Raw genomic sequence first — 17,846 nt, 5'->3', positions numbered from 1 at the left:
CGAATGGTATGTCGATATGGGAGGTACTTCAAGATGGGAAACCCACGTATTTTTATTGTTGAGGACGAACGCCGGATTGCCCGGTTTCTTCAGATTGAGCTGGAGCATGAGGGATATGCGACTGCCGTGGAGGATAATGGGCTGCGCGCATTTGAACGCATCGCGCAGGAGGATTACGATCTGATTCTGCTGGATATCATGCTGCCGGATATGGATGGTATGACAATTTGCCGGAAGGTCCGTGAGATCTCCGATGTACCGATCATTATGCTGACCGCGCGGGATGATGTCGAAGATAAGGTCAACGGTTTGGATCTGGGGGCCGATGATTATATGACGAAGCCTTTTGCCATACAGGAATTGCTGGCTCGCGTCCGCAATGCTCTGCGCAAACCTCGTGCTGATGGGCGCGAAGTGAGTCCGGAGGGGGAAAAGCTGCAGGTGCGTGATCTGGTCATGTACCCAAGCCGGTATGAAGTGCGGGTCGGCAATGAGGAGGTTCAGCTGACCAAAAAGGAATATTCCCTGCTCGAGTATCTGCTTCGCAATAAGCGGAATGTCCTGACAAGAGATCAGATCCTGCAGGAGGTATGGGGATATGATTATACGGGCGATACGAACGTCGTGGATGTATATATCCGGTATCTGCGCGCGAAAATCGACGATCATTTCGGGGAGAAGTATATCTACACAATCCGGGGTGTAGGGTATGCGATCAAGGATTAAGGCCTGGTTTCATCATCCGGTCATGATGCTCAATCGTCTGCGTTATGCGCGAATCTCGACCAAGATCACCTGCTTTTATGCCGCCGTTCTTCTGCTGGTCCTGATCCTGACCAGTGTCCTCACGGGACTGGGCGTTTATTTTTCTTTTTATCATCAGGCAGAAGTGGAACTGGAAATCAGCATGAATCATGTACTGGACCGGATGGAGCAGGGACGTTCTTATCTGGGCCCCGATTTTTGGCGGGATGATCCGGTTCTGCCGGGGGTTGTTCTGCGCATCACAGATCTGACCGGGCAGATTGTGTACGAGAACGATACGCACTATCCGTCTATCGGCACGATCGAGGCGAATGCCATGAAGAATCCGCCCTTTTGGGCGAACCGGTCCATGCAGGTATCTGAGTTTCGGAATATGACGATCTATCATGCCAGGATGGAAGTAGAATATGGGGGGCAGCTGTATCAGCTGCATTTCTTTAAAACCATTACGGCGGAGAAGAATTTTCTGGATACGCTGCAGAAAATTCTTTTCCTCATGACGATTTTGGGCTTTGTACTGGCGCTGCTGGCCGGGTATTTCCTGAGCCGGCGCATTCTCCGTCCAATCCGGGAGATGACGGCGACGGCGCGGAAAATCGAGGTGGAGAAGATGGACCGGCGCATCAAAGTGCCGCCGGCCCGCGATGAGCTTTCGGAGCTTGCGGATACGTTCAATCACATGCTGGATCGTTTGGAGACGGGGTTCAAGCAGCAGCGGTTCGTTTCCGATGCCTCGCATGAGCTGAGGACGCCGGTTACGGTCATTCTGGGCTATTCCGACCTCCTGTCCCGTTGGGGGCGGTCGGACAAGGAGGTCCTTGATGAGGGAATTTCCTCGATCCGATCGGAGGCTGAAGACATGCAGCAGCTGATCGAGAAACTGTTGTTCCTTGCGCGTGCCGATCAAAAGCGTCAGGTACTTCATAAGGAACGTTTGGAGCTTTCGGAACTGGTCGAAGATGTCATGCGCAAGATGAAGCTGGTAACGCGGACTCATTCGATTGAGCTTTTACAGAACGATGAAGGCGTTATTTTCGCCGATCAGGTTACGATACGGCAGATGATGCGCATCTTTTTGGAGAACAGTACGAAATATACACCGGAAGGCGGACGGATTACGGCTAGTTCCCGCCGGCAGCCGGACGGAAAATTCATTTTGCTGGAGCTTGCCGATAATGGCATTGGCATAGCGAAAGAGGATCAGCAGAAGGTATTTGAACGGTTTTATCGCGTCGATGCGTCGCGGACGAAGTCGGCCGGCGGTGTGAGCGGTACGGGGCTGGGACTGTCGATTGCCAGCTGGATTGCGGAGCAGCATGGGATTGAGATTTCCATGGAAAGTGATCTGGGCAAGGGAACGAAAATCATTTTGAAGATCCCCCTGATTCAGGATGAGGAGAATGTGCAGGGCGCATTGGAAGGGAGCAGTGGCGATGAACGTATTGGTGACAGGAGTGACCGGCCAGCTCGGGCATGACTGTGTGGCTGAGCTGACGAAGCGGGGTGTTGCGGTACGGGGCGTATCGAGCCGGGATTTTTCCCTGACGGATTTTGACCGGGCACGGGAGTATATACTGTCTTATCATCCGGATGTTGTCATCCATTGCGCCGCTTACACTGCCGTCGACCGGGCCGAGGAGGAGCCGGAGCTCTGTGAAGCGGTAAATGCCGGAGGGACACGCAATCTGGCGGAAATCTGCCGCCAGATTGATGCGAAAATGATCTACATCAGTACGGATTATGTTTTTCCGGGCAGCGGAGAGGATTTCTATGAACCGGAGGATCCCAAGGGGCCGAAGAATGTATATGGCCGGTCCAAGCTGCACGGGGAAGAAGCCGTGCGGGAGATATTAGAGAGATTTTTCATTGTCCGGATTTCCTGGGTGTTCGGGATTCATGGAAACAACTTTATCCGCACGATGCTGCGTCTCAGTGAGACCCATCGGGAGCTGACGGTGGTGGACGATCAAGTCGGTTCACCGACGTACACAAAAGATTTGGCTGTGTTGTTGGCGGATATGTCCGGCAGTGAACGGTACGGCGTTTATCATGCGACGAATGAAGGCGTCTGTTCCTGGGCGGAGCTGGCCGGGGAGACGTTCCGCCTGTCCGGCAGGCAGGTGACGGTCACGCCGGTGCCGTCGTCAGCATATCCCACCCGTGCAGAGCGCCCGCAAAATTCCCGTCTCAGCAAAGACTGTCTGGACCGGGCGGGATTTGCGCGGCTGCCGTCGTGGCAGGATGCCCTGAAACGCTATCTGGCGGAATTGCAGCAGAATCATATGATTTAAAATGTCCGTATGTAACGCACACATCACATTAATGTGTGCGTTTTTTAGTACATAGAATGAAACGTTCACTCAGAGAAAACAAAAAGCATAAAAAATCTTGCAACATGGTGATTCATGGTGTATACTAGCAACTGTATTCCATAAGAGGACGGAATTATTGTTTTATTTGGATTCGATTTAGGAGGATTACGTTCATGTTCAGAGCTATCGGAAGAAAGTATCAGGAGACTGCCCTGATCAAATTGATTGCTGTCGGCCTGGTGGCCGGTATTTTGCTGGCGGTGGCAGCGCCGGAGACGGTACCGGCCGTATCGATTCTCGGTGATTTGTTTGTCCGTGCCCTCAAGGGAGTGGCGCCGATTCTTGTCTTTGTGCTGGTCATGAATGCTATGGCACAGAAAAATGCCGACGCGAGTGCAGCGATGAAGCCGATTGTCAAACTGTATATCATTGCCACGTTCCTGGCTTCGCTGGTGGCTGTCGGTTTTTCCTTTGCGTTTCCGACCGCGCTTCATCTGCAGGTCGCCGATGCGAAGCTGGCACCGCCGAGCGGCATTCTGGAAGTTTTGCATAATCTGATCCTGAGTGTGGTGGATAATCCGATTCATGCACTGGCATCGGCGAATTACATCGGCATTCTGGCCTGGGGCGTTCTGGCTGGCGTGGCCATGCACAGCGCTTCGGATGGGACGAAAGCCATGCTCAACGATCTGGCCAAAACGGTCACGAAAATTGTTCAGTGGGTCATTCGCTTCGCACCGTTTGGTATTTTCGGATTAGTCGCTAACGCTATCGGCACGAACGGGCTGGGGGCTCTGCTCGGCTATATTCAGCTGCTGGCTGTTTTGCTGGGGGCATTTTTCTCCGTGGCGCTTATCATGAATCCGATTATCGTGTATCTGCATATTCACCGCAATCCGTATCCGCTGGTTTGGGCTACTCTGCGGGAAAGCGGTCTTTATGCCTTTTTCACGCGCAGCTCTGCGGCCAATATCCCGGTGAATCTGTCGCTGTGCAAGCGCCTTGGTCTGAATGAGGACACGTATTCGATTTCGATCCCGCTGGGCGCGACGATCAACATGAGCGGTGCGGCCATCACCATTGCGGTTCTCTCTTTGGCTGCTGCGCATACGCTGGGAATCTCTATCGATCTGCCGACGGCATTGCTGCTCTGCATCATCGCTACGGTCGGCGCCTGCGGTGCATCCGGCGTTGCCGGCGGTTCGCTGCTTCTCATCCCGGTGGCCTGCGCTTCCTTTGGCATTGGCAATGACATCGCCATGCAGGTTGTCGGTGTCGGCTTTATCATCGGCGTTCTGCAGGATTCCTGTGAAACGGCGCTGAACAGCTCCAGCGATGTTCTGTTTACGGCAACGGCTGAGTTTGCTCAGCGGGCGAAGGAAGGAACGCTTGAAGCAGAAGACATGGTTCCGGCCAAGAATTGATGGTTTCATTCTATAAAAAGAGCATCCCGCCGGCGCTTTTTGCGCTGACGGGATGCTTTTGCATGATGGGAAAGAAAAAGGACTGCTGTCTGACAGCAGTCCTGTATTGGTTCGCGTGGCGGAGTGGAGAGGATTCGAACCTCCGCACCGGTTACCCAGCCTAACGATTTAGCAAACCGTCCTCTTCAGCCTCTTGAGTACCACTCCGAATGGCGGAGAGGGTGGGATTCGAACCCACGGTGCCGTGAGACATCACCGGTTTTCAAGACCGGCTCCTTAAACCACTCGGACACCTCTCCGCAAGATAACAGTAATATTATAGCAGGAAGGGGAGTTGCTTGTCAAACAGAATAGCGGCTGATATAATAGCTATGGATTGCGAGAAAGAATTTCAGGGGATACTTTAGGAGCTGAATGATTTGAAAATCGCATTGTTTGATTCCGGAATTGGCGGACTTTCGGTTCTTCACCATGCCATGAAAGTGCTGCCGCGGGAACAGTTTGTCTTTTTTGCGGATGAGGATCATGTTCCGTACGGAACAAAGACCCGCGAACAGGTTCTTGCTTTTGTCGCCGAAGCATTCGATTTTTTGATGACGCAGGATGTCAAGGCAATCGTGACGGCCTGCAACACGGCGACGTCTGTGGCTGCTGCTGAAATGCGGCGGCGTTACGATATTCCCATTATCGGCATGGAACCCGCGGCGAAGAAGGCTCTGGATCTCGATGGCCGGCATCGTGTGCTCGTTACGGCTACGCCGATTACGGTCCGGGGACGAAAGATGGATGTTTTGATCGAGAAGGTCGATAAGGCGCATTTGGTGGATCGCCTGCCGCTGCCGGAACTGGTCAATTTTGCCGAGCGGCAGGAGTTTGAATCGCCGGCTGTTTCGGAGTATCTGCGCCGTCAGCTCGCCCCCTTTGATTTCAGCCGTTATTCCGCGCTGGTGCTGGGCTGTACGCATTTCAATTACTTTAAAGATACGATGCGGCGCATTCTGCCGCCGCATGTTCAGCTGATTGACGGCAATGAGGGGACGATCCGGGAGCTGGTTCGTCGCCTGCGCGAACGCGGACAGCTGGAAGATCTGCCGCAGTCGGTGGATTACTTTTATTCGGGGCGCAGAGTGACCGACGCCGCGGAACTTGCCCGCCTGCAGCGTTATATGCAGCGTCTGGATCGGATGTATGTGATCTGATTCTTGACTTTGCGCGGGAATTGTTCTAGTCTATACATTGTATGTTTTGTGTCCATAAAGTGGTTTCGGATTGCCGTCCGGCAGGGGGGATTGTATGCCAGTTATCACCGAGCATCATGTGAATTTTTATGATACGGACGCGATGTCCGTGGTTCATCATTCCAATTATATCCGCTGGTTTGAGGTGGGGCGGGTGGAATATCTCCGCTCGATCGGCATTACACTGGGCGCATTGATGGAGGATGGTTTTGTTTTTCCGATCACCGATGTGCGCGCCAAATATGTGTCGCCGGGATATTTTGATGATGTCGTGCTGATCGAGACGACGCCTACGGCTCTGACCAAGGCCAAGATGGCTTTTGATTACCGCATATTCCGCAAGGCGGACGGGACGCTCATGGTGACGGGACATTCGCAGAATGTCTTCACGCGCCGGGATACCGGTCATATCACCCGTCTGCCCGAGAAGTATTATACGATTCTTCAGGCTGCCATGCAGAAGGAAAAGGCAGCGAAGAAACAATCGGTTGAGGTTGAGGAGGAATGATTGTGACAGTCTTATATGTTGTGGCCGGACTGATCGTCCTGGCCGTTTTGGCAGCCGCTCTTTATTTGGAAGCGGCCGGCAAGGAGGATATCCGTGTGGATGACCGCGAGCCGTTGACGGTGGAGTCCTGTGGGGAAAACCGGCTTGTCTTGTCCAAGAAGCTGCGCTTCTATAATGAAGGCAAACAGTGTGCGACGATCATGGATGCGATTTGCCGTCCGCAGCTTCCCTATGAGCAGTATGACGGTATCGCTGTCCGCGGGAAGGCCGAGCGGGAAGGAGAGCCGCGCGAGGACGATTACTTTGAAGCGGTGCTGATCCAGAAAAAGGGCGACGCACATGGCGAGGATACGCTGAATCTCTTTGCCAAACTGGAACTGACCCCGCGCAAGGGGATGGATCTGAAGACGGCGCTTTCCCATATGGTAGATCTGCCGTTGGATTTCATCTGGATGGAAACCGGGCGTACGCCGTGGCACTACCGCAAGGTCCGGCTGGTCATTCCCGCTGAGGAACTGGCTCGTCTGGCCGATGTTCAGCTCGTGCAGGATTAAGGAGGCAGCGAAACATGAAAGAAGAAACCGAACTCATTCCCGTGCCGACGCGTATCCTGACCGAAAAGGATGATATCGTTGACTGCATCGAACGTTATACGAAAGATAAGATCGGTCCTGACGACCTGCTCTGCTGTGCGGAGAGCGTCGTGGCGATTACGCAGGGGCGCTACGTCCATCCGGAAGATTTGACCATCTCCCGCGTCGCGCAGTTTTGCTGCCGGTTTATCCCTGATTACGGCTCTCTTGCTTCGCCGCATGGCATGCAGTCGCTGATGAATGTGGAGGGGAAATGGCGCGTAGCTTTCGCGCTGTTTGCCGGTTTTATTGCCAAGCTGTTCGGAAAGTCGGGCATGTTTTACGTTTGGGGCGGCAAGGAGACGGCAATGATCGATGATGTGACCGGAACGATGCCGCCGTTTGATAAGTGCATCGTTTATGGACCGGGAGAGCCGGATCAGGTCGTAAAGCGCATCAAGGAACGTCTGGGGTGCTTTGGCGCGATGATCGCAGATGTCAATGACCTCAAGCGCTCCCGCGTCGTTGGCATCACGGAGCCGGTCAATGGCGAGATTGCCCGCAAGCTGCTGATTGACAATCCGTTCGGCAATGCTTCGCAGAAAACACCGATCTGCATCATTAAACATTATCGGCAGTATCAGGAAAAGCAGCAGGGATAACAGAGACAGAAGAAAAACGGCAGGAGTCTGCCATGTTTTTTCCGAATTTAAGCCTTCCCGTTTGGGAAGGCTTTGTGCTTTACAGAAAGGGGACGTTTTATGGAACGAAAAGACCGGCGCAGGGCGGATCAGCTTCGACCGTATCGGATTCACCGCCATTTTCAAAAATATCCGGCAGGGTCGGTGCTCATTGAGATGGGAAACACCAAGGTGATCTGTGCGGCATCGATTGAAGATCGCGTTCCTTTTTTCCTGCGTGGAACCGGCGAGGGATGGATCGCGGCGGAATATTCCCTGCTTCCGAGTGCCACGGGAACAAGATCGCAGCGCGAGGCTGTACGGGGCAGACAGTCCGGCCGTACGCAGGAGATTGAACGCCTGATCGGGCGCAGCCTGCGGTCGGTATTCGATACGAAAGCCATTGGCGAGAGGACCATCATGATCGACTGTGATGTGATTCAGGCCGACGGTGGTACGCGTACCGCGTCGGTTACGGGCGCTTTTGTGGCATTGGTAGAGGCCTGTGCCACGTTCTATGAAAAAGGCGGGATCTTTCCGGTTCGGGATTTTGTCTCGGCCGTCAGCGTCGGAATCCGCGCATGCGGTGATCCCGCGCTGGATCTGTGCTATGAGGAGGATTCTCAGGCCATTGTGGATATGAATGTCGCCATGACTGGCGCTGGGAACTTTGTGGAAGTGCAGGGGACAGGAGAAGGGCGGCCTTTTTCCCGGGCGGAGCTGAATCAGCTGTTGCAGCTTGGCGAGCAGGGGTGCCGGGAATTGATTTCCTATCAAAAGGACGTGCTCGGCGGAGAACTGGTTTGGCTGGTCGGTCGGGAAGGATAAGGTGATGAGCTTGAAGAAAATCGTGATCGCTACGAAAAATAAGGGGAAGATTCGGGAGCTGATGGATGCTTTTTCCGGACTTCCGGTCGAACTTGTCTCTCTGTCTGATTTCGGACCGCTGCCGGACGCGGTGGAGGATGGCGGTACCTTTGCGGAGAATGCGCTGATCAAGGCGAAGTTTTACCGGGAACAGACCGGCTGTGCCTGTCTGGCGGATGATTCCGGCCTGGAGATCGATGTGCTGGGCGGTGCGCCGGGGATTCATTCCGCGCGGTTTGCAGGATTTCATGCGGATGACGCGACAAACAACCAGAAAATGCTCGCTGAGCTGGAACGGGCCGGTGCAGCGGAATCGGCGGCCGATTATCGCTGCGTTCTGGCGTTTGTCGATACGGACGGCACGCAGTTTTTGACGAATGGGCGATGCGACGGCAGGGTAAAGTGTGCAGGCAGAGGAACGAATGGCTTTGGCTACGATCCCTATTTTTATCCGGAGGCCTATCCAAGCCGTACCATGGCGGAGCTGACGCCGGAAGAAAAAGACCGCATCAGTCATCGCGGAATGGCCGTGCGGCAGATGGCTGCCCGATTGGAGGAGTATATCAGATGAAGATCGGAATCGTAAGCGACAGCCATGGCAATACCGGCGCGCTGGATGCGATGCTGGCGCATCCGGCGGCTGACGGCGTATCCTGCTGGCTTTTTGCGGGGGATATTGCCGGAGATGGAGAGTATCTGTCCATGGTCACGCGCCAGACGGTGATTCGCGTCGCAGGCAATAATGACTGGCCGTATTCTTCGCTGCAGGATGTTGAGATTGCGGAGATCGAAGGCCATCGTATCTTCCTGACGCATGGACATCTTTTCGGCGTCTCTTTTTCGACCGCCGCGCTTCAGGAGGCCGCCCGTGCGGAGGGTGCGGATCTTGCCGTTTATGGTCATACTCATGTTGCGGACTGTTCACCGGGAGAGATTACCGTTCTGAATCCCGGCAGCATTGCCCGCCCGCGCGACAGCGCACGCGGTTCGTTTTTGATCGTTTCCCTGATGCCGGATCAGCAGCCGGAATGCCGCCTGATCCGCTTATCCGGTGCTAAGGGGTGCTGAATACGTCTCACTTTGTGATATACCGTCGATATGAAACCATAAATGCCGGAGCAATCCGGCGATTTTTTTTCGCCAAATCGTGAGGAAAAGGCAGGATTTTTGACGGGAAAGGGAAATATATATTATTGAAACAACAGGGCTTCATGAGCGTGGTTCAGCCTGCGAAAAAAGTGAACTGAGTTCACTATTTACGGGGCTTCCCGGCACTTTTTGAAACGCTTGAAAGCCATATAAAAATGTGCTATGATGAACCTACAGATGTGTGATAAGTTGTATTTATGGGAGGGATTACTTTGCGAGAACTCGACGCAAAACAGATCACGGAGACTGTGGCACAGATGTGTAAGGATGCAGCATACTATCTGCCCAAAGATGTGTATGAGGGACTCAAACGCGGCCGTGAGACAGAGAAATCGCCGGTCGGCCAGAACGTCCTTGATCAGATCATCAAGAATGCGGAGATTGCCCGCGATGAAGATCGTCCGTATTGCCAGGATACCGGCATGACGATCGTGTTCCTTGAAGTCGGCCAGGATCTCCACATCACTGGCGGCCTTCTGGAAGATGCGGTCAATGAAGGTATTGCCAAGGGCTATACGGATGGGTATCTGCGCAAATCCGTTGTCGGCGAGCCGCTGTTCAACCGTGTCAATACAAAGAATAATACGCCAGGTGTCATTTATACGAAGATCGTTCCGGGCGACAAGCTCAAGATTACGGTAGAGCCGAAAGGCTTTGGCTCGGAAAATAAGGGCGGAATCAAGATGCTCGTTCCGGCTGACGGCGTCGAGGGTGTGAAGAAGGCTGTAATGGAAATCATTCTTCATGCCAGCATGAATCCCTGCCCGCCGATGGTCGTCGGCATTGGTATCGGCGGCACGATGGACCGGGCTGCTGTCATGAGCAAGATCGCCCTTACGCGTTCGATTGACTCGCACAATCCGATGCCTGAGTACGCGAAGCTGGAAGATGAACTCCTTGAACTTATCAACGAAACGGGTATCGGACCGCAGCTCGGCGGTTCGACCTCCTGCCTTGGCGTCAATATCGAGTGGGGCCCGACGCACATTGCCGGCCTGCCGGTCGCTGTAACGATCTGCTGCCATGCATGCCGTCATGCTCAGCGCGTTCTTTGATTCGCAGATAAACGGAACAGAATTTATCAGGAGGAGAGAGTATCATGGCAGAACCTATTCGTATTCATACCCCATTTACAGAAGAAGATTCCCGGAAATTGAAGATCGGTGACAGCGTGCTCATTACAGGAGAAATTTATGCAGCCCGCGATGCGGCGCATAAAAAAATGTGTGAAGCGCTGGCCAACGGTGAAAAGCTGCCGATCGACTGGCAGAACAAGATGGTTTACTACCTCGGTCCGACGCCGGCAAAGCCGGGCGATCCGATCGGCTCCTGCGGCCCGACGACTTCCGGCCGTATGGATGCTTATACGCCGACTATGCTGGATCAGGGCATCAAGGGAATGATCGGCAAGGGCTCGCGTTCGAAAGAAGTGGTTGAGTCCATGAAAAAGAATGGCGTTACTTATTTTGCAGCTGTCGGCGGCGCGGCAGCTCTGATCGCGAAATCCGTCAAGAAGTATGAAGTCCTCGCTTATTCCGAGCTCGGCCCTGAGGCGCTGGCCCGTCTGACCGTAGAGGACTTCCCGGCGATCGTTGTCATTGACTGCGAGGGCAACAATCTTTATGAGACGAATCAGGCCAAGTATCGTACGCTGAAAGGCTACTGATCATTTTTCAGGGAAACAGGGCCGCTTTCGGGATGTTCTTTCCGGGGGCGGCTGTTTCCCGGCATTATTTTAGGAGGTTTAGAATGTTTCACACAACTTTTTATCTGCGTCGTCTGCATTCTTTAGTGGGTCTCCTGGCTCTGGGGATGGTTCTTTTCGAACATATCTTCACGAACTCGATGGCCCTTGGCGGCGCTCCGGCACTCAATGGATCGCTGGCTATGATGGAGCTTATCCCGAAACCGATCTTCCTTATGCTGGAGATCTGCGGGATTGCTATTCCGCTGCTGTTCCATGCCATCTATGGTGTCTATATCGCCCTTCAGGCGAATAACAATCCGGGCCGTTTCGGCTACATCCGCAACTGGCAGTTTGCTCTCCAGCGCTGGACCGCCTGGTTCCTCCTGGTATTCCTGATCTGGCATGTGTTCTATCTGCGCATCTTTACGAAGGGCATCACGGGTACGCCGATTTCCTACGAACTGCTTCAGAGCTACTTCACCGGCCATCCGATCGTTGCCGTGCTCTACATCCTCGGCATGTTTGCCGCGATCTTCCATTTCTGCAATGGTATCACGACGTTCTGCATGACCTGGGGCATTGCCAAAGGGCCGCGCATCCAGAATGTCATCAGCGTTTTGAGCATGGCCCTCTGTGCCGTTCTCTGCCTCATTACCCTTGCTTTCATGGGCAGCTACTTCGTAATGTAAGACAGTGGATACTGTCAGCAGCAAGTAAAGGAGAATATCAATGGCTAATAAACCAGAAAATAAGATTATTGTCGTAGGCGGCGGCCTTTCCGGCCTCATGGCTACGCTGAAGATCTGCGAGGGCGGCGGAAAGGTAGATCTGTTCTCGTACTGCCCGGTCAAGCGTTCACATTCCCTGTGCGCGCAGGGCGGCATCAACGCCTGCATGGATACGAAGGGCGAGCATGATTCCATCTACGAGCACTTCGACGATACGGTATATGGCGGCGACTTCCTGGCCGATCAGCTCGCGGTAAAGGGCATGGTCGAAGCAGCGCCGAAGCTCATCAAGATGTTTGACCGGATGGGCGTGCCGTTCACCCGCACGGCAGAAGGCGTGCTGGATCTGCGCAATTTCGGCGGTCAGAAGAATAAGCGCACGGTATTTGCCGGTTCTACGACTGGCCAGCAGCTTCTCTATGCACTGGACGAGCAGGTTCGCCGCTGGGAAGTCAAGGGCGGCGTCAAGAAGTATGAGTTCTGGGAATTCATCCGGATCATCAAGAATAAAGACGGTGTCTGCCGCGGAATCGTCGCACAGAATATGAACTCCAACGAGATCGTTTCCTTCCCGGCGGATGTCGTCATTCTGGCGACAGGCGGCCCTGGTCAGGTATATGGCCGCTGCACGGCGTCCACGATCTGCAACGGCTCGGCAGTATCGGCTGTGTATCAGCAGGGCGCAGAGCTCGGCAATCCGGAGTTCCTGCAGATTCATCCGACGGCGATCCCGGGTACGGACAAAAACCGCCTGATGTCGGAGGCATGCCGCGGCGAAGGCGGACGTGTATGGGTTTACCGTGAAAATCCGGAGACGCATGAGAAAGAGCGCTGGTATTTCCTTGAGGATATGTATCCGGCATACGGAAACCTCGTACCGCGTGATGTCGCTTCCCGGGCCATTTATAAGGTCGTTGTTCACATGGGGCTCGGCATGCATAATCCGAACCGGGTGTACCTCGATCTGTCTCATATCCCGGCTGATTATTTGGAGCGCAAGCTCGGCGGTATTCTTGAGATGTACGGCGACTTTGTCGGACAGGATCCGCGGAAGGTTCCTATGGAGATCTTCCCGTCCATTCACTACTCGATGGGCGGTATCTGGGTTGACCGCGAGCATCATACGAATATTCCGGGTCTTATGGCTTCGGGCGAGTGCGATTATCAGTATCATGGTGCGAATCGCCTGGGCGCGAACTCCCTGCTGTCGGCCGCTTATTCCGGCACAATTTCCGGTCCGGAGTCGCTGAAACTGGCCCGCAGCGGCAAGCTCGGCGATGCGCTGACTGAGGCGGAGCTTGAAGCAGCTCGCAAGGAGTGCGTAGCGGAGTTCGACAAGATCCGCAATATGAATGGCTCGGAGAATGCACATAAGCTGCATCATGAGCTGGGCGACATCATGTATAAATATGTTTCCGTTGAGCGCGACAACAATGGCCTGAAGGAATGTATGGAAGAACTCAAGGGCATTCTGAAGCGCTGGGATGATATCGGTGTTACGGATCATGGCGCTTGGGCAAATCAGGAAGCCATGTTTGTTCGCCAGCTCCGCAATATGATCATCTATGCGATGGCGATCACCCAGTCCGCTCTGCAGCGTGATGAAAGCCGCGGCGCTCATGCCAAGATCATTCTGGAGAACGACTGGAACAAGATGGATGAAGACCTCAAGAAACGTGTAACGGATAAATGCGGTTCGTTCCATTATGATGAAAAGACGGGCCGTGCCATGGACGAAAAGGGCGATCTCGTATTCATGGAGCGTGATGACAAGCATTTCATGCAGACGACGATTGTCACCTTCGATCAGGAGAAAGAGATGCCGGTCGTATCCTATCGTGAGTTCGAGCACTCTCTCATTAAGCCGCGTCTGCGTAACTACGCTGTAGCTAAGAAAGAGTAAGAGGGAGGACAATACAAATGGCAGAACAGAAAACAGTCAGATTCGTAATCGAGCGCCAGGACGGTCCGAATGAAAAGCCGTACACGCAGGAGTTCGATGTAGAATATCGCCCGGGTCTCAACGTTGTTGCAGCCCTGATGGAAATTCAGAAGAATCCGGTCACGGTGGACGGTAAAAAAGTCGCTCCGGTCGTCTGGGAGTGCAACTGCCTGGAGAAGGTATGCGGTGCCTGCATGATGGTCATCAATGGCAAGGCACGGCAGGCCTGCTGCTCTCTGGTGGATCAGCTTAAGCAGCCGATTCATCTGCAGCCGGCTCGTACCTTCCCGGTCATCCGTGACCTGCTGATCGACCGCTCCGTCATGTTCGAGAGCCTCAAGCGCATTCAGGGCTGGGTGGAAGTGGACGGAACCTGGGAAGTCAAGGATGCTCCGATCCAGAATCCGTATACGGCCCAGACCGCCTATGAGATTTCGCACTGCATGACCTGCGGCTGCTGCCTGGAGGCATGCCCGAATGTCGGCCCGCAGTCTGACTTTATCGGACCGGCACCGACGGTGCAGGCTTATCTTTTCAATCTCCATCCGCTCGGGAAGTTCGATGCGCCGAAGCGTTTGAACGCCCTGATGGAGAAGGGCGGCATCACGAGCTGCGGCAACAGCCAGAACTGTGTCGAGGTTTGCCCGAAGAATATCAAGCTGACGACGTATCTCGCTCAGCTGAATCGCGATGTCAATAAACAGGCATTGAAGAATATCTTCAACAAATAAGAAATACGGCATTTGACAGCGGCCTGCTTTCCTTTGAAAGCAGGCCGTTTTGTCTATCCAGCTTGTATGAGACTTTTGTCCCATATAAGTGCTTGATTCTTACGGGCTTTTTGGTATATGATAGACTTATATTATATGGAAGGAACAGGGATCCTTGATTTTGGCAAATAGGATGATGAATATGAGAAAGAGTAATCGTATCCCCTTGAGCCCTTGTCTGAAGCGTTTCAAATATTTTTTCGATCTGTTGAAGAAGACAACGGATGGATATCTTTTCTTTATGGATCTCAAACAGAATACCGTTATGATCTCGCCGAATCTGGTACAGGACTTTGAACTTCCGGGGGAAGTTCTGCAGGATATGGATTCCTACTGGGCGCCGCTGATTCATCCGGAGGAACGTGGCCCGTATCTGGCATCCATCCGCGGTATTACTACCTCGCATACTCTTTTTGAACAGGCGATGGAGTATCGGGTCCGGACGAGGAAAGGCGAGTATGTATGGATCCGAAGCCGCGGCCGTGTGGGAACGGACCGGGACGGCAATCCGGAGCTGTTTGTCGGTATGATGTCGAGGATGGCACAACGCAATCAGGCGGATGAGGTGACCGGCCTGCTGAATAAATATCAGTTTGAGCATGCGGTCAAGCTGGCCTTAGCGGAATATCGCGCTACTGGTGAGGGCGGCGCGATCATGGTGTTCGGCCTGGATAATTTTAAGATCGTCAATGAAACATATAACCGGATCATGGGCGATATGGTTTTGAAGCGCGTAGCGCGTGTGCTCGGCAACGTTTTGCCGCAGGCCTTGACGCTGTTCAAGCTGGACGGCGATGAATTTGCACTTATTTATCCGCATGCCGGCGAACAGGAAGTGCATGAGATTTTTGTCAGCGTACAGAGCGCGCTGTCCCGTCCGCAGGATATTGACGGCCGGAAATACTTCTGTACGGCTTCCTGCGGGACGGTTTTTTATCCGGCGGCGGGAAAAGATTACCTGGTGCTGCATAAACATGCGGAAGCGGCTATGGACATTGCGAAGCGGAAAGGAAAGAACCGCAATGTCGTTTTCAGCAAAGAGGAATATAATCGCTGGGTCCGCTCCATTTCTATGCGCGACAGCCTGTGGGAAAGCGTAAAGAATGGCTGTACCGGCTTCAGCCTGTTTTATCAGCCGCAGGTCCGTGCAGCCGATCAGAAGCTGATCGGTGCGGAGGCATTGCTGCGCTGGAAAAATCCTAAGGGGCGGATGGTTGCTCCGATGGAGTTTATTCCGATTCTGGAAGAGACAAAGCTCATCATTCCCGTGGGCAAGTGGATTTTTGAAGAAGCGGTGAGGACTTGCTCCATTTGGCGGCGGACTATACCGGATTTTCGCATCAGCGTCAATATGAGCTATGAGCAGGTTCGTGATCTTTCGTTCAAGGAATTTGCGGCAGCCTGCCTGCAGCGTTATGATCTTCCGCCTGAGGCGGTAGTCCTTGAGCTGACGGAGAGTAAAATTGTCGCGGATTGGAGCTTTGTCAACAAGCAGTTTGATGCTTTCCGGCGGCAGGGCATTGCCATCGCCATGGACGATTTCGGTACGGGTTATTCCTCCCTGGCTTCGCTGAAATATCTGTCCTGCGATATCGTCAAGATCGACCGGGAGTTTGTGAAAAAGATTCTGGAAAATGATTTTGACCGGCAGCTGGTCCGCTCCGTCGTTTCCCTTTGTCACAGCATTGGCATCAAATGCTGCATTGAGGGCGTGGAGGATGAGGCAGAATACCGTCTGCTGACAGAGGAATGCGGTGCGGATTCCATTCAGGGATATCTTTTTGGTCATCCGGAAAGCGTAGAAAACTTTGAGGAGAAATTTTTACAACAGAGGAGATAATATGGCACGCGATAAGAAAGAAGAGGAGATTACGCTTCTCGGGGAGAAGAAAGTCGCATATCATTATGACTATTGTCCGGAGATTTTGGAGACGTTCCAAAATCGTCATCCGGATCATGATTACTGGGTCAAGTTCAATTGCCCGGAGTTTACGGCGCTCTGTCCGATTACCGGACAGCCGGATTATGCGACCATCTATATCAGTTATGTGCCGGGAGAGCGGATGGTAGAAAGCAAATCCCTCAAGCTCTATCTGGTGAGCTTCCGCAATCATGGCGATTTTCATGAAGACGTCGTAAATATCATCATGAAGGATCTCATTCATCTTATGGATCCGAAATATATTGAGGTGTGGGGAAAGTTCCTGCCGCGCGGCGGTATCTCGATTGATCCGTATGCCAATTATGGGCGTCCGGGGACCAAATTTGAGCAGCTTGCGGCGCATCGCTTTATGGAGCATGATCTGGTCGCAATGGACCGGGTCGATAATCGATGATCCGATCCGGCAGGGACAGGAAAGTCTGGGAGAGAGAAGATTGAAACGTCAGAAACGCATTGCCTTAGTCAATGACATTACGGGCTTCGGCCGGTGTTCCGTAGCTGTGGAGCTGCCGCTCATTTCCGCTATGAAGATACAGGCCTGTCCGCTGCCAACGGCGGTTTTGTCCGTTCATACGGGCTTTCCGCATCATTTTCTGGATGATTACACGGATCGCATGCGCCCGTATATTGACAGTTGGGAAAAGAATCATCTGTCTTTTGACGGAATTTGTACGGGTTTTTTGGGGTCGGTCCGGCAGATTGAGATCGTTTCTGATTTTATCCGGCGTTTCAAGCGTCCGTCGACGCGGGTTATGGTTGATCCGGTTATGGGCGATTATGGCAGGCTGTACAGCTCGTATACACAAGAGATGTGCGACAGGATGCGCGTGCTGCTGTCCTTTGCTGACCTCATTACGCCGAATCTCACGGAAGCCTGTCAGCTGCTGGGGATTTCCTACCCGGAGGACGGCGTAGTTTCGGATCAGGAACTGGAATATATGGCAGGCGCGCTGGCTGATCGGGGGCCGTCTCAGGTGGTGATCACGGGCCTTAGCGGAGGGGAAGATACAATCCGCAATTTCGTCTATGAGGCGGGACGAGGGACGGTGCTGCAGGTGAAGAAGGTAGGCGGTGACCGTTCGGGATCCGGCGATGCTTTTGCCGCGATCGTTGCGGGGAGCCTGATCAACGGCGAGCCTCTGACGCAGGCGGTTCGCAAAGCAGCCTCGTTTATCAGCAAATGCCTTGCCTTTGCTGTGGAACTGGACCTTCCCTGGAATTATGGTCTGCCGTTTGAGGAATATCTGAGGGAGTTGAATTGA

At 53.4% G+C, this 17,846-nt stretch carries 19 protein-coding genes and 2 tRNA genes; 19 read left to right on the top strand and 2 right to left on the bottom strand.

Features of this window, described 5'->3' with window-relative positions:
• The first annotated feature begins 33 nt into the window (after nt 1–33).
• The 4 genes from FYJ78_RS00400 to sstT all read left to right on the top strand — a co-directional run bounded on the left by FYJ78_RS00400 (nt 34) and on the right by sstT (nt 4,501).
• Complete coding sequence (locus tag FYJ78_RS00400) at nt 34–726, top strand: response regulator transcription factor (protein ID WP_154619435.1); 693 nt, start codon at nt 34–36, stop codon at nt 724–726.
• Nucleotides 710–2,242 carry a sensor histidine kinase gene (locus tag FYJ78_RS00395; protein WP_456242914.1) on the top strand — a complete coding sequence of 511 codons (1,533 nt, stop codon included), beginning with the start codon at nt 710–712 and terminating at the stop codon, nt 2,240–2,242. Before FYJ78_RS00400 ends, FYJ78_RS00395 begins: the two co-directional genes overlap by 17 nt.
• Nucleotides 2,199–3,056, top strand: a complete 858-nt coding sequence (gene rfbD / locus FYJ78_RS00390) for a dTDP-4-dehydrorhamnose reductase (RefSeq protein WP_154619434.1) — start codon at nt 2,199–2,201, stop codon at nt 3,054–3,056. Before FYJ78_RS00395 ends, rfbD begins: the two co-directional genes overlap by 44 nt.
• Before the next feature lie 194 nt (nt 3,057–3,250).
• A complete protein-coding gene (gene sstT, locus FYJ78_RS00385; protein WP_154619433.1) occupies nt 3,251–4,501 on the top strand; it encodes a serine/threonine transporter SstT in 1,251 nt (416 codons plus the stop codon).
• A 116-nt stretch (nt 4,502–4,617) separates the two neighbouring features.
• Here the strand turns inward: sstT and FYJ78_RS00380 are convergent.
• A tRNA-Ser gene (locus FYJ78_RS00380) sits at nt 4,618–4,708 on the bottom strand.
• Between the two features lie 3 nt (nt 4,709–4,711).
• Nucleotides 4,712–4,800 (bottom strand) — tRNA-Ser (locus FYJ78_RS00375).
• A 120-nt stretch (nt 4,801–4,920) separates the two neighbouring features.
• On the opposite strand from FYJ78_RS00375, the gene murI reads away from it, so the two are divergent.
• The 15 genes from murI to FYJ78_RS00300 all read left to right on the top strand — a co-directional run bounded on the left by murI (nt 4,921) and on the right by FYJ78_RS00300 (nt 17,846).
• A complete protein-coding gene (gene murI, locus FYJ78_RS00370; protein ID WP_154619432.1) occupies nt 4,921–5,700 on the top strand; it encodes a glutamate racemase in 780 nt (259 codons plus the stop codon).
• A 94-nt stretch (nt 5,701–5,794) separates the two neighbouring features.
• Nucleotides 5,795–6,247: an acyl-CoA thioesterase gene (locus FYJ78_RS00365; RefSeq protein WP_154619431.1), complete on the top strand. Its 453-nt coding sequence runs from the start codon at nt 5,795–5,797 to the stop codon at nt 6,245–6,247.
• A 2-nt stretch (nt 6,248–6,249) separates the two neighbouring features.
• Entirely contained in the window at nt 6,250–6,801 is a 552-nt protein-coding gene (locus FYJ78_RS00360) for a hypothetical protein (protein ID WP_328597593.1), read from the top strand.
• A gap of 14 nt (nt 6,802–6,815) precedes the next feature.
• On the top strand, nt 6,816–7,481 hold the full coding sequence (locus tag FYJ78_RS00355) for a coenzyme F420-0:L-glutamate ligase (RefSeq protein ID WP_154619429.1): 666 nt from the start codon (nt 6,816–6,818) through the stop codon (nt 7,479–7,481).
• Nucleotides 7,482–7,580: 99 nt separating this feature from the next.
• Nucleotides 7,581–8,327 carry a ribonuclease PH gene (rph, locus tag FYJ78_RS00350; protein WP_154619428.1) on the top strand — a complete coding sequence of 249 codons (747 nt, stop codon included), beginning with the start codon at nt 7,581–7,583 and terminating at the stop codon, nt 8,325–8,327.
• Between the two features lie 10 nt (nt 8,328–8,337).
• A complete protein-coding gene (gene rdgB / locus FYJ78_RS00345; RefSeq protein ID WP_154619627.1) occupies nt 8,338–8,937 on the top strand; it encodes an RdgB/HAM1 family non-canonical purine NTP pyrophosphatase in 600 nt (199 codons plus the stop codon).
• Nucleotides 8,934–9,434, top strand: coding sequence for a metallophosphoesterase family protein (locus FYJ78_RS00340; RefSeq protein ID WP_154619427.1), 501 nt, complete (start codon nt 8,934–8,936; stop codon nt 9,432–9,434). The genes rdgB and FYJ78_RS00340 overlap by 4 nt, the downstream gene beginning before the upstream one ends.
• 293 nt (nt 9,435–9,727) lie before the next feature.
• Nucleotides 9,728–10,570 (top strand): fumarate hydratase, encoded by an 843-nt coding sequence (locus FYJ78_RS00335; RefSeq protein WP_154619426.1) that lies wholly within the window; start codon nt 9,728–9,730, stop codon nt 10,568–10,570.
• A 44-nt stretch (nt 10,571–10,614) separates the two neighbouring features.
• Nucleotides 10,615–11,181, top strand: a complete 567-nt coding sequence (locus tag FYJ78_RS00330; protein ID WP_154619425.1) for a Fe-S-containing hydro-lyase — start codon at nt 10,615–10,617, stop codon at nt 11,179–11,181.
• 83 nt (nt 11,182–11,264) lie between these two features.
• Nucleotides 11,265–11,891: a succinate dehydrogenase/fumarate reductase transmembrane subunit gene (locus FYJ78_RS00325; protein ID WP_154619424.1), complete on the top strand. Its 627-nt coding sequence runs from the start codon at nt 11,265–11,267 to the stop codon at nt 11,889–11,891.
• 40 nt (nt 11,892–11,931) lie between these two features.
• Complete coding sequence (gene sdhA / locus FYJ78_RS00320) at nt 11,932–13,833, top strand: succinate dehydrogenase flavoprotein subunit (protein WP_154619423.1); 1,902 nt, start codon at nt 11,932–11,934, stop codon at nt 13,831–13,833.
• A gap of 17 nt (nt 13,834–13,850) precedes the next feature.
• Entirely contained in the window at nt 13,851–14,603 is a 753-nt protein-coding gene (sdhB, locus tag FYJ78_RS00315; RefSeq protein WP_154619422.1) for a succinate dehydrogenase iron-sulfur subunit, read from the top strand.
• Between the two features lie 181 nt (nt 14,604–14,784).
• The gene (locus tag FYJ78_RS00310; RefSeq protein ID WP_154619421.1) at nt 14,785–16,482 is read left to right on the top strand and encodes a putative bifunctional diguanylate cyclase/phosphodiesterase; all 1,698 of its coding nucleotides are present in this window, start codon (nt 14,785–14,787) and stop codon (nt 16,480–16,482) included.
• Between the two features lies 1 nt (nt 16,483).
• The gene (queF, locus tag FYJ78_RS00305) at nt 16,484–16,978 is read left to right on the top strand and encodes a preQ(1) synthase (RefSeq protein WP_154619420.1); all 495 of its coding nucleotides are present in this window, start codon (nt 16,484–16,486) and stop codon (nt 16,976–16,978) included.
• A 40-nt stretch (nt 16,979–17,018) separates the two neighbouring features.
• Nucleotides 17,019–17,846, top strand: a complete 828-nt coding sequence (locus FYJ78_RS00300) for a pyridoxamine kinase (RefSeq protein ID WP_154619419.1) — start codon at nt 17,019–17,021, stop codon at nt 17,844–17,846.

The sequence above is a fragment of the Wylensekiella montiformis genome (genome assembly GCF_009697385.1).
In the GTDB taxonomy this organism is placed as follows: Bacteria; Bacillota; Negativicutes; order Selenomonadales; family Selenomonadaceae; genus Selenomonas_A; species Selenomonas_A montiformis.
This window is presented reverse-complemented; position numbering and strand designations above follow the sequence as displayed.

Excerpts from the sequence above, each read along its gene's own strand:
- queF (WP_154619420.1), top strand. The coding sequence starts at position 16,484 with ATGGCACGCGATAAGAAAGAAGAGGAGATTACGCTTCTCGGGGAGAAG.
- rph (WP_154619428.1), top strand. The coding sequence starts at position 7,581 with ATGGAACGAAAAGACCGGCGCAGGGCGGATCAGCTTCGACCGTATCGG.
- rfbD (WP_154619434.1), top strand. The coding sequence starts at position 2,199 with ATGAACGTATTGGTGACAGGAGTGACCGGCCAGCTCGGGCATGACTGT.
- FYJ78_RS00395 (WP_456242914.1), top strand. The coding sequence starts at position 710 with ATGCGATCAAGGATTAAGGCCTGGTTTCATCATCCGGTCATGATGCTC.
- FYJ78_RS00365 (WP_154619431.1), top strand. The coding sequence starts at position 5,795 with ATGCCAGTTATCACCGAGCATCATGTGAATTTTTATGATACGGACGCG.
- FYJ78_RS00330 (WP_154619425.1), top strand. The coding sequence starts at position 10,615 with ATGGCAGAACCTATTCGTATTCATACCCCATTTACAGAAGAAGATTCC.
- sdhB (WP_154619422.1), top strand. The coding sequence starts at position 13,851 with ATGGCAGAACAGAAAACAGTCAGATTCGTAATCGAGCGCCAGGACGGT.
- FYJ78_RS00310 (WP_154619421.1), top strand. The coding sequence starts at position 14,785 with ATGAGAAAGAGTAATCGTATCCCCTTGAGCCCTTGTCTGAAGCGTTTC.
- FYJ78_RS00340 (WP_154619427.1), top strand. The coding sequence starts at position 8,934 with ATGAAGATCGGAATCGTAAGCGACAGCCATGGCAATACCGGCGCGCTG.
- FYJ78_RS00400 (WP_154619435.1), top strand. The coding sequence starts at position 34 with ATGGGAAACCCACGTATTTTTATTGTTGAGGACGAACGCCGGATTGCC.
- FYJ78_RS00355 (WP_154619429.1), top strand. The coding sequence starts at position 6,816 with ATGAAAGAAGAAACCGAACTCATTCCCGTGCCGACGCGTATCCTGACC.
- FYJ78_RS00325 (WP_154619424.1), top strand. The coding sequence starts at position 11,265 with ATGTTTCACACAACTTTTTATCTGCGTCGTCTGCATTCTTTAGTGGGT.
- sstT (WP_154619433.1), top strand. The coding sequence starts at position 3,251 with ATGTTCAGAGCTATCGGAAGAAAGTATCAGGAGACTGCCCTGATCAAA.
- sdhA (WP_154619423.1), top strand. The coding sequence starts at position 11,932 with ATGGCTAATAAACCAGAAAATAAGATTATTGTCGTAGGCGGCGGCCTT.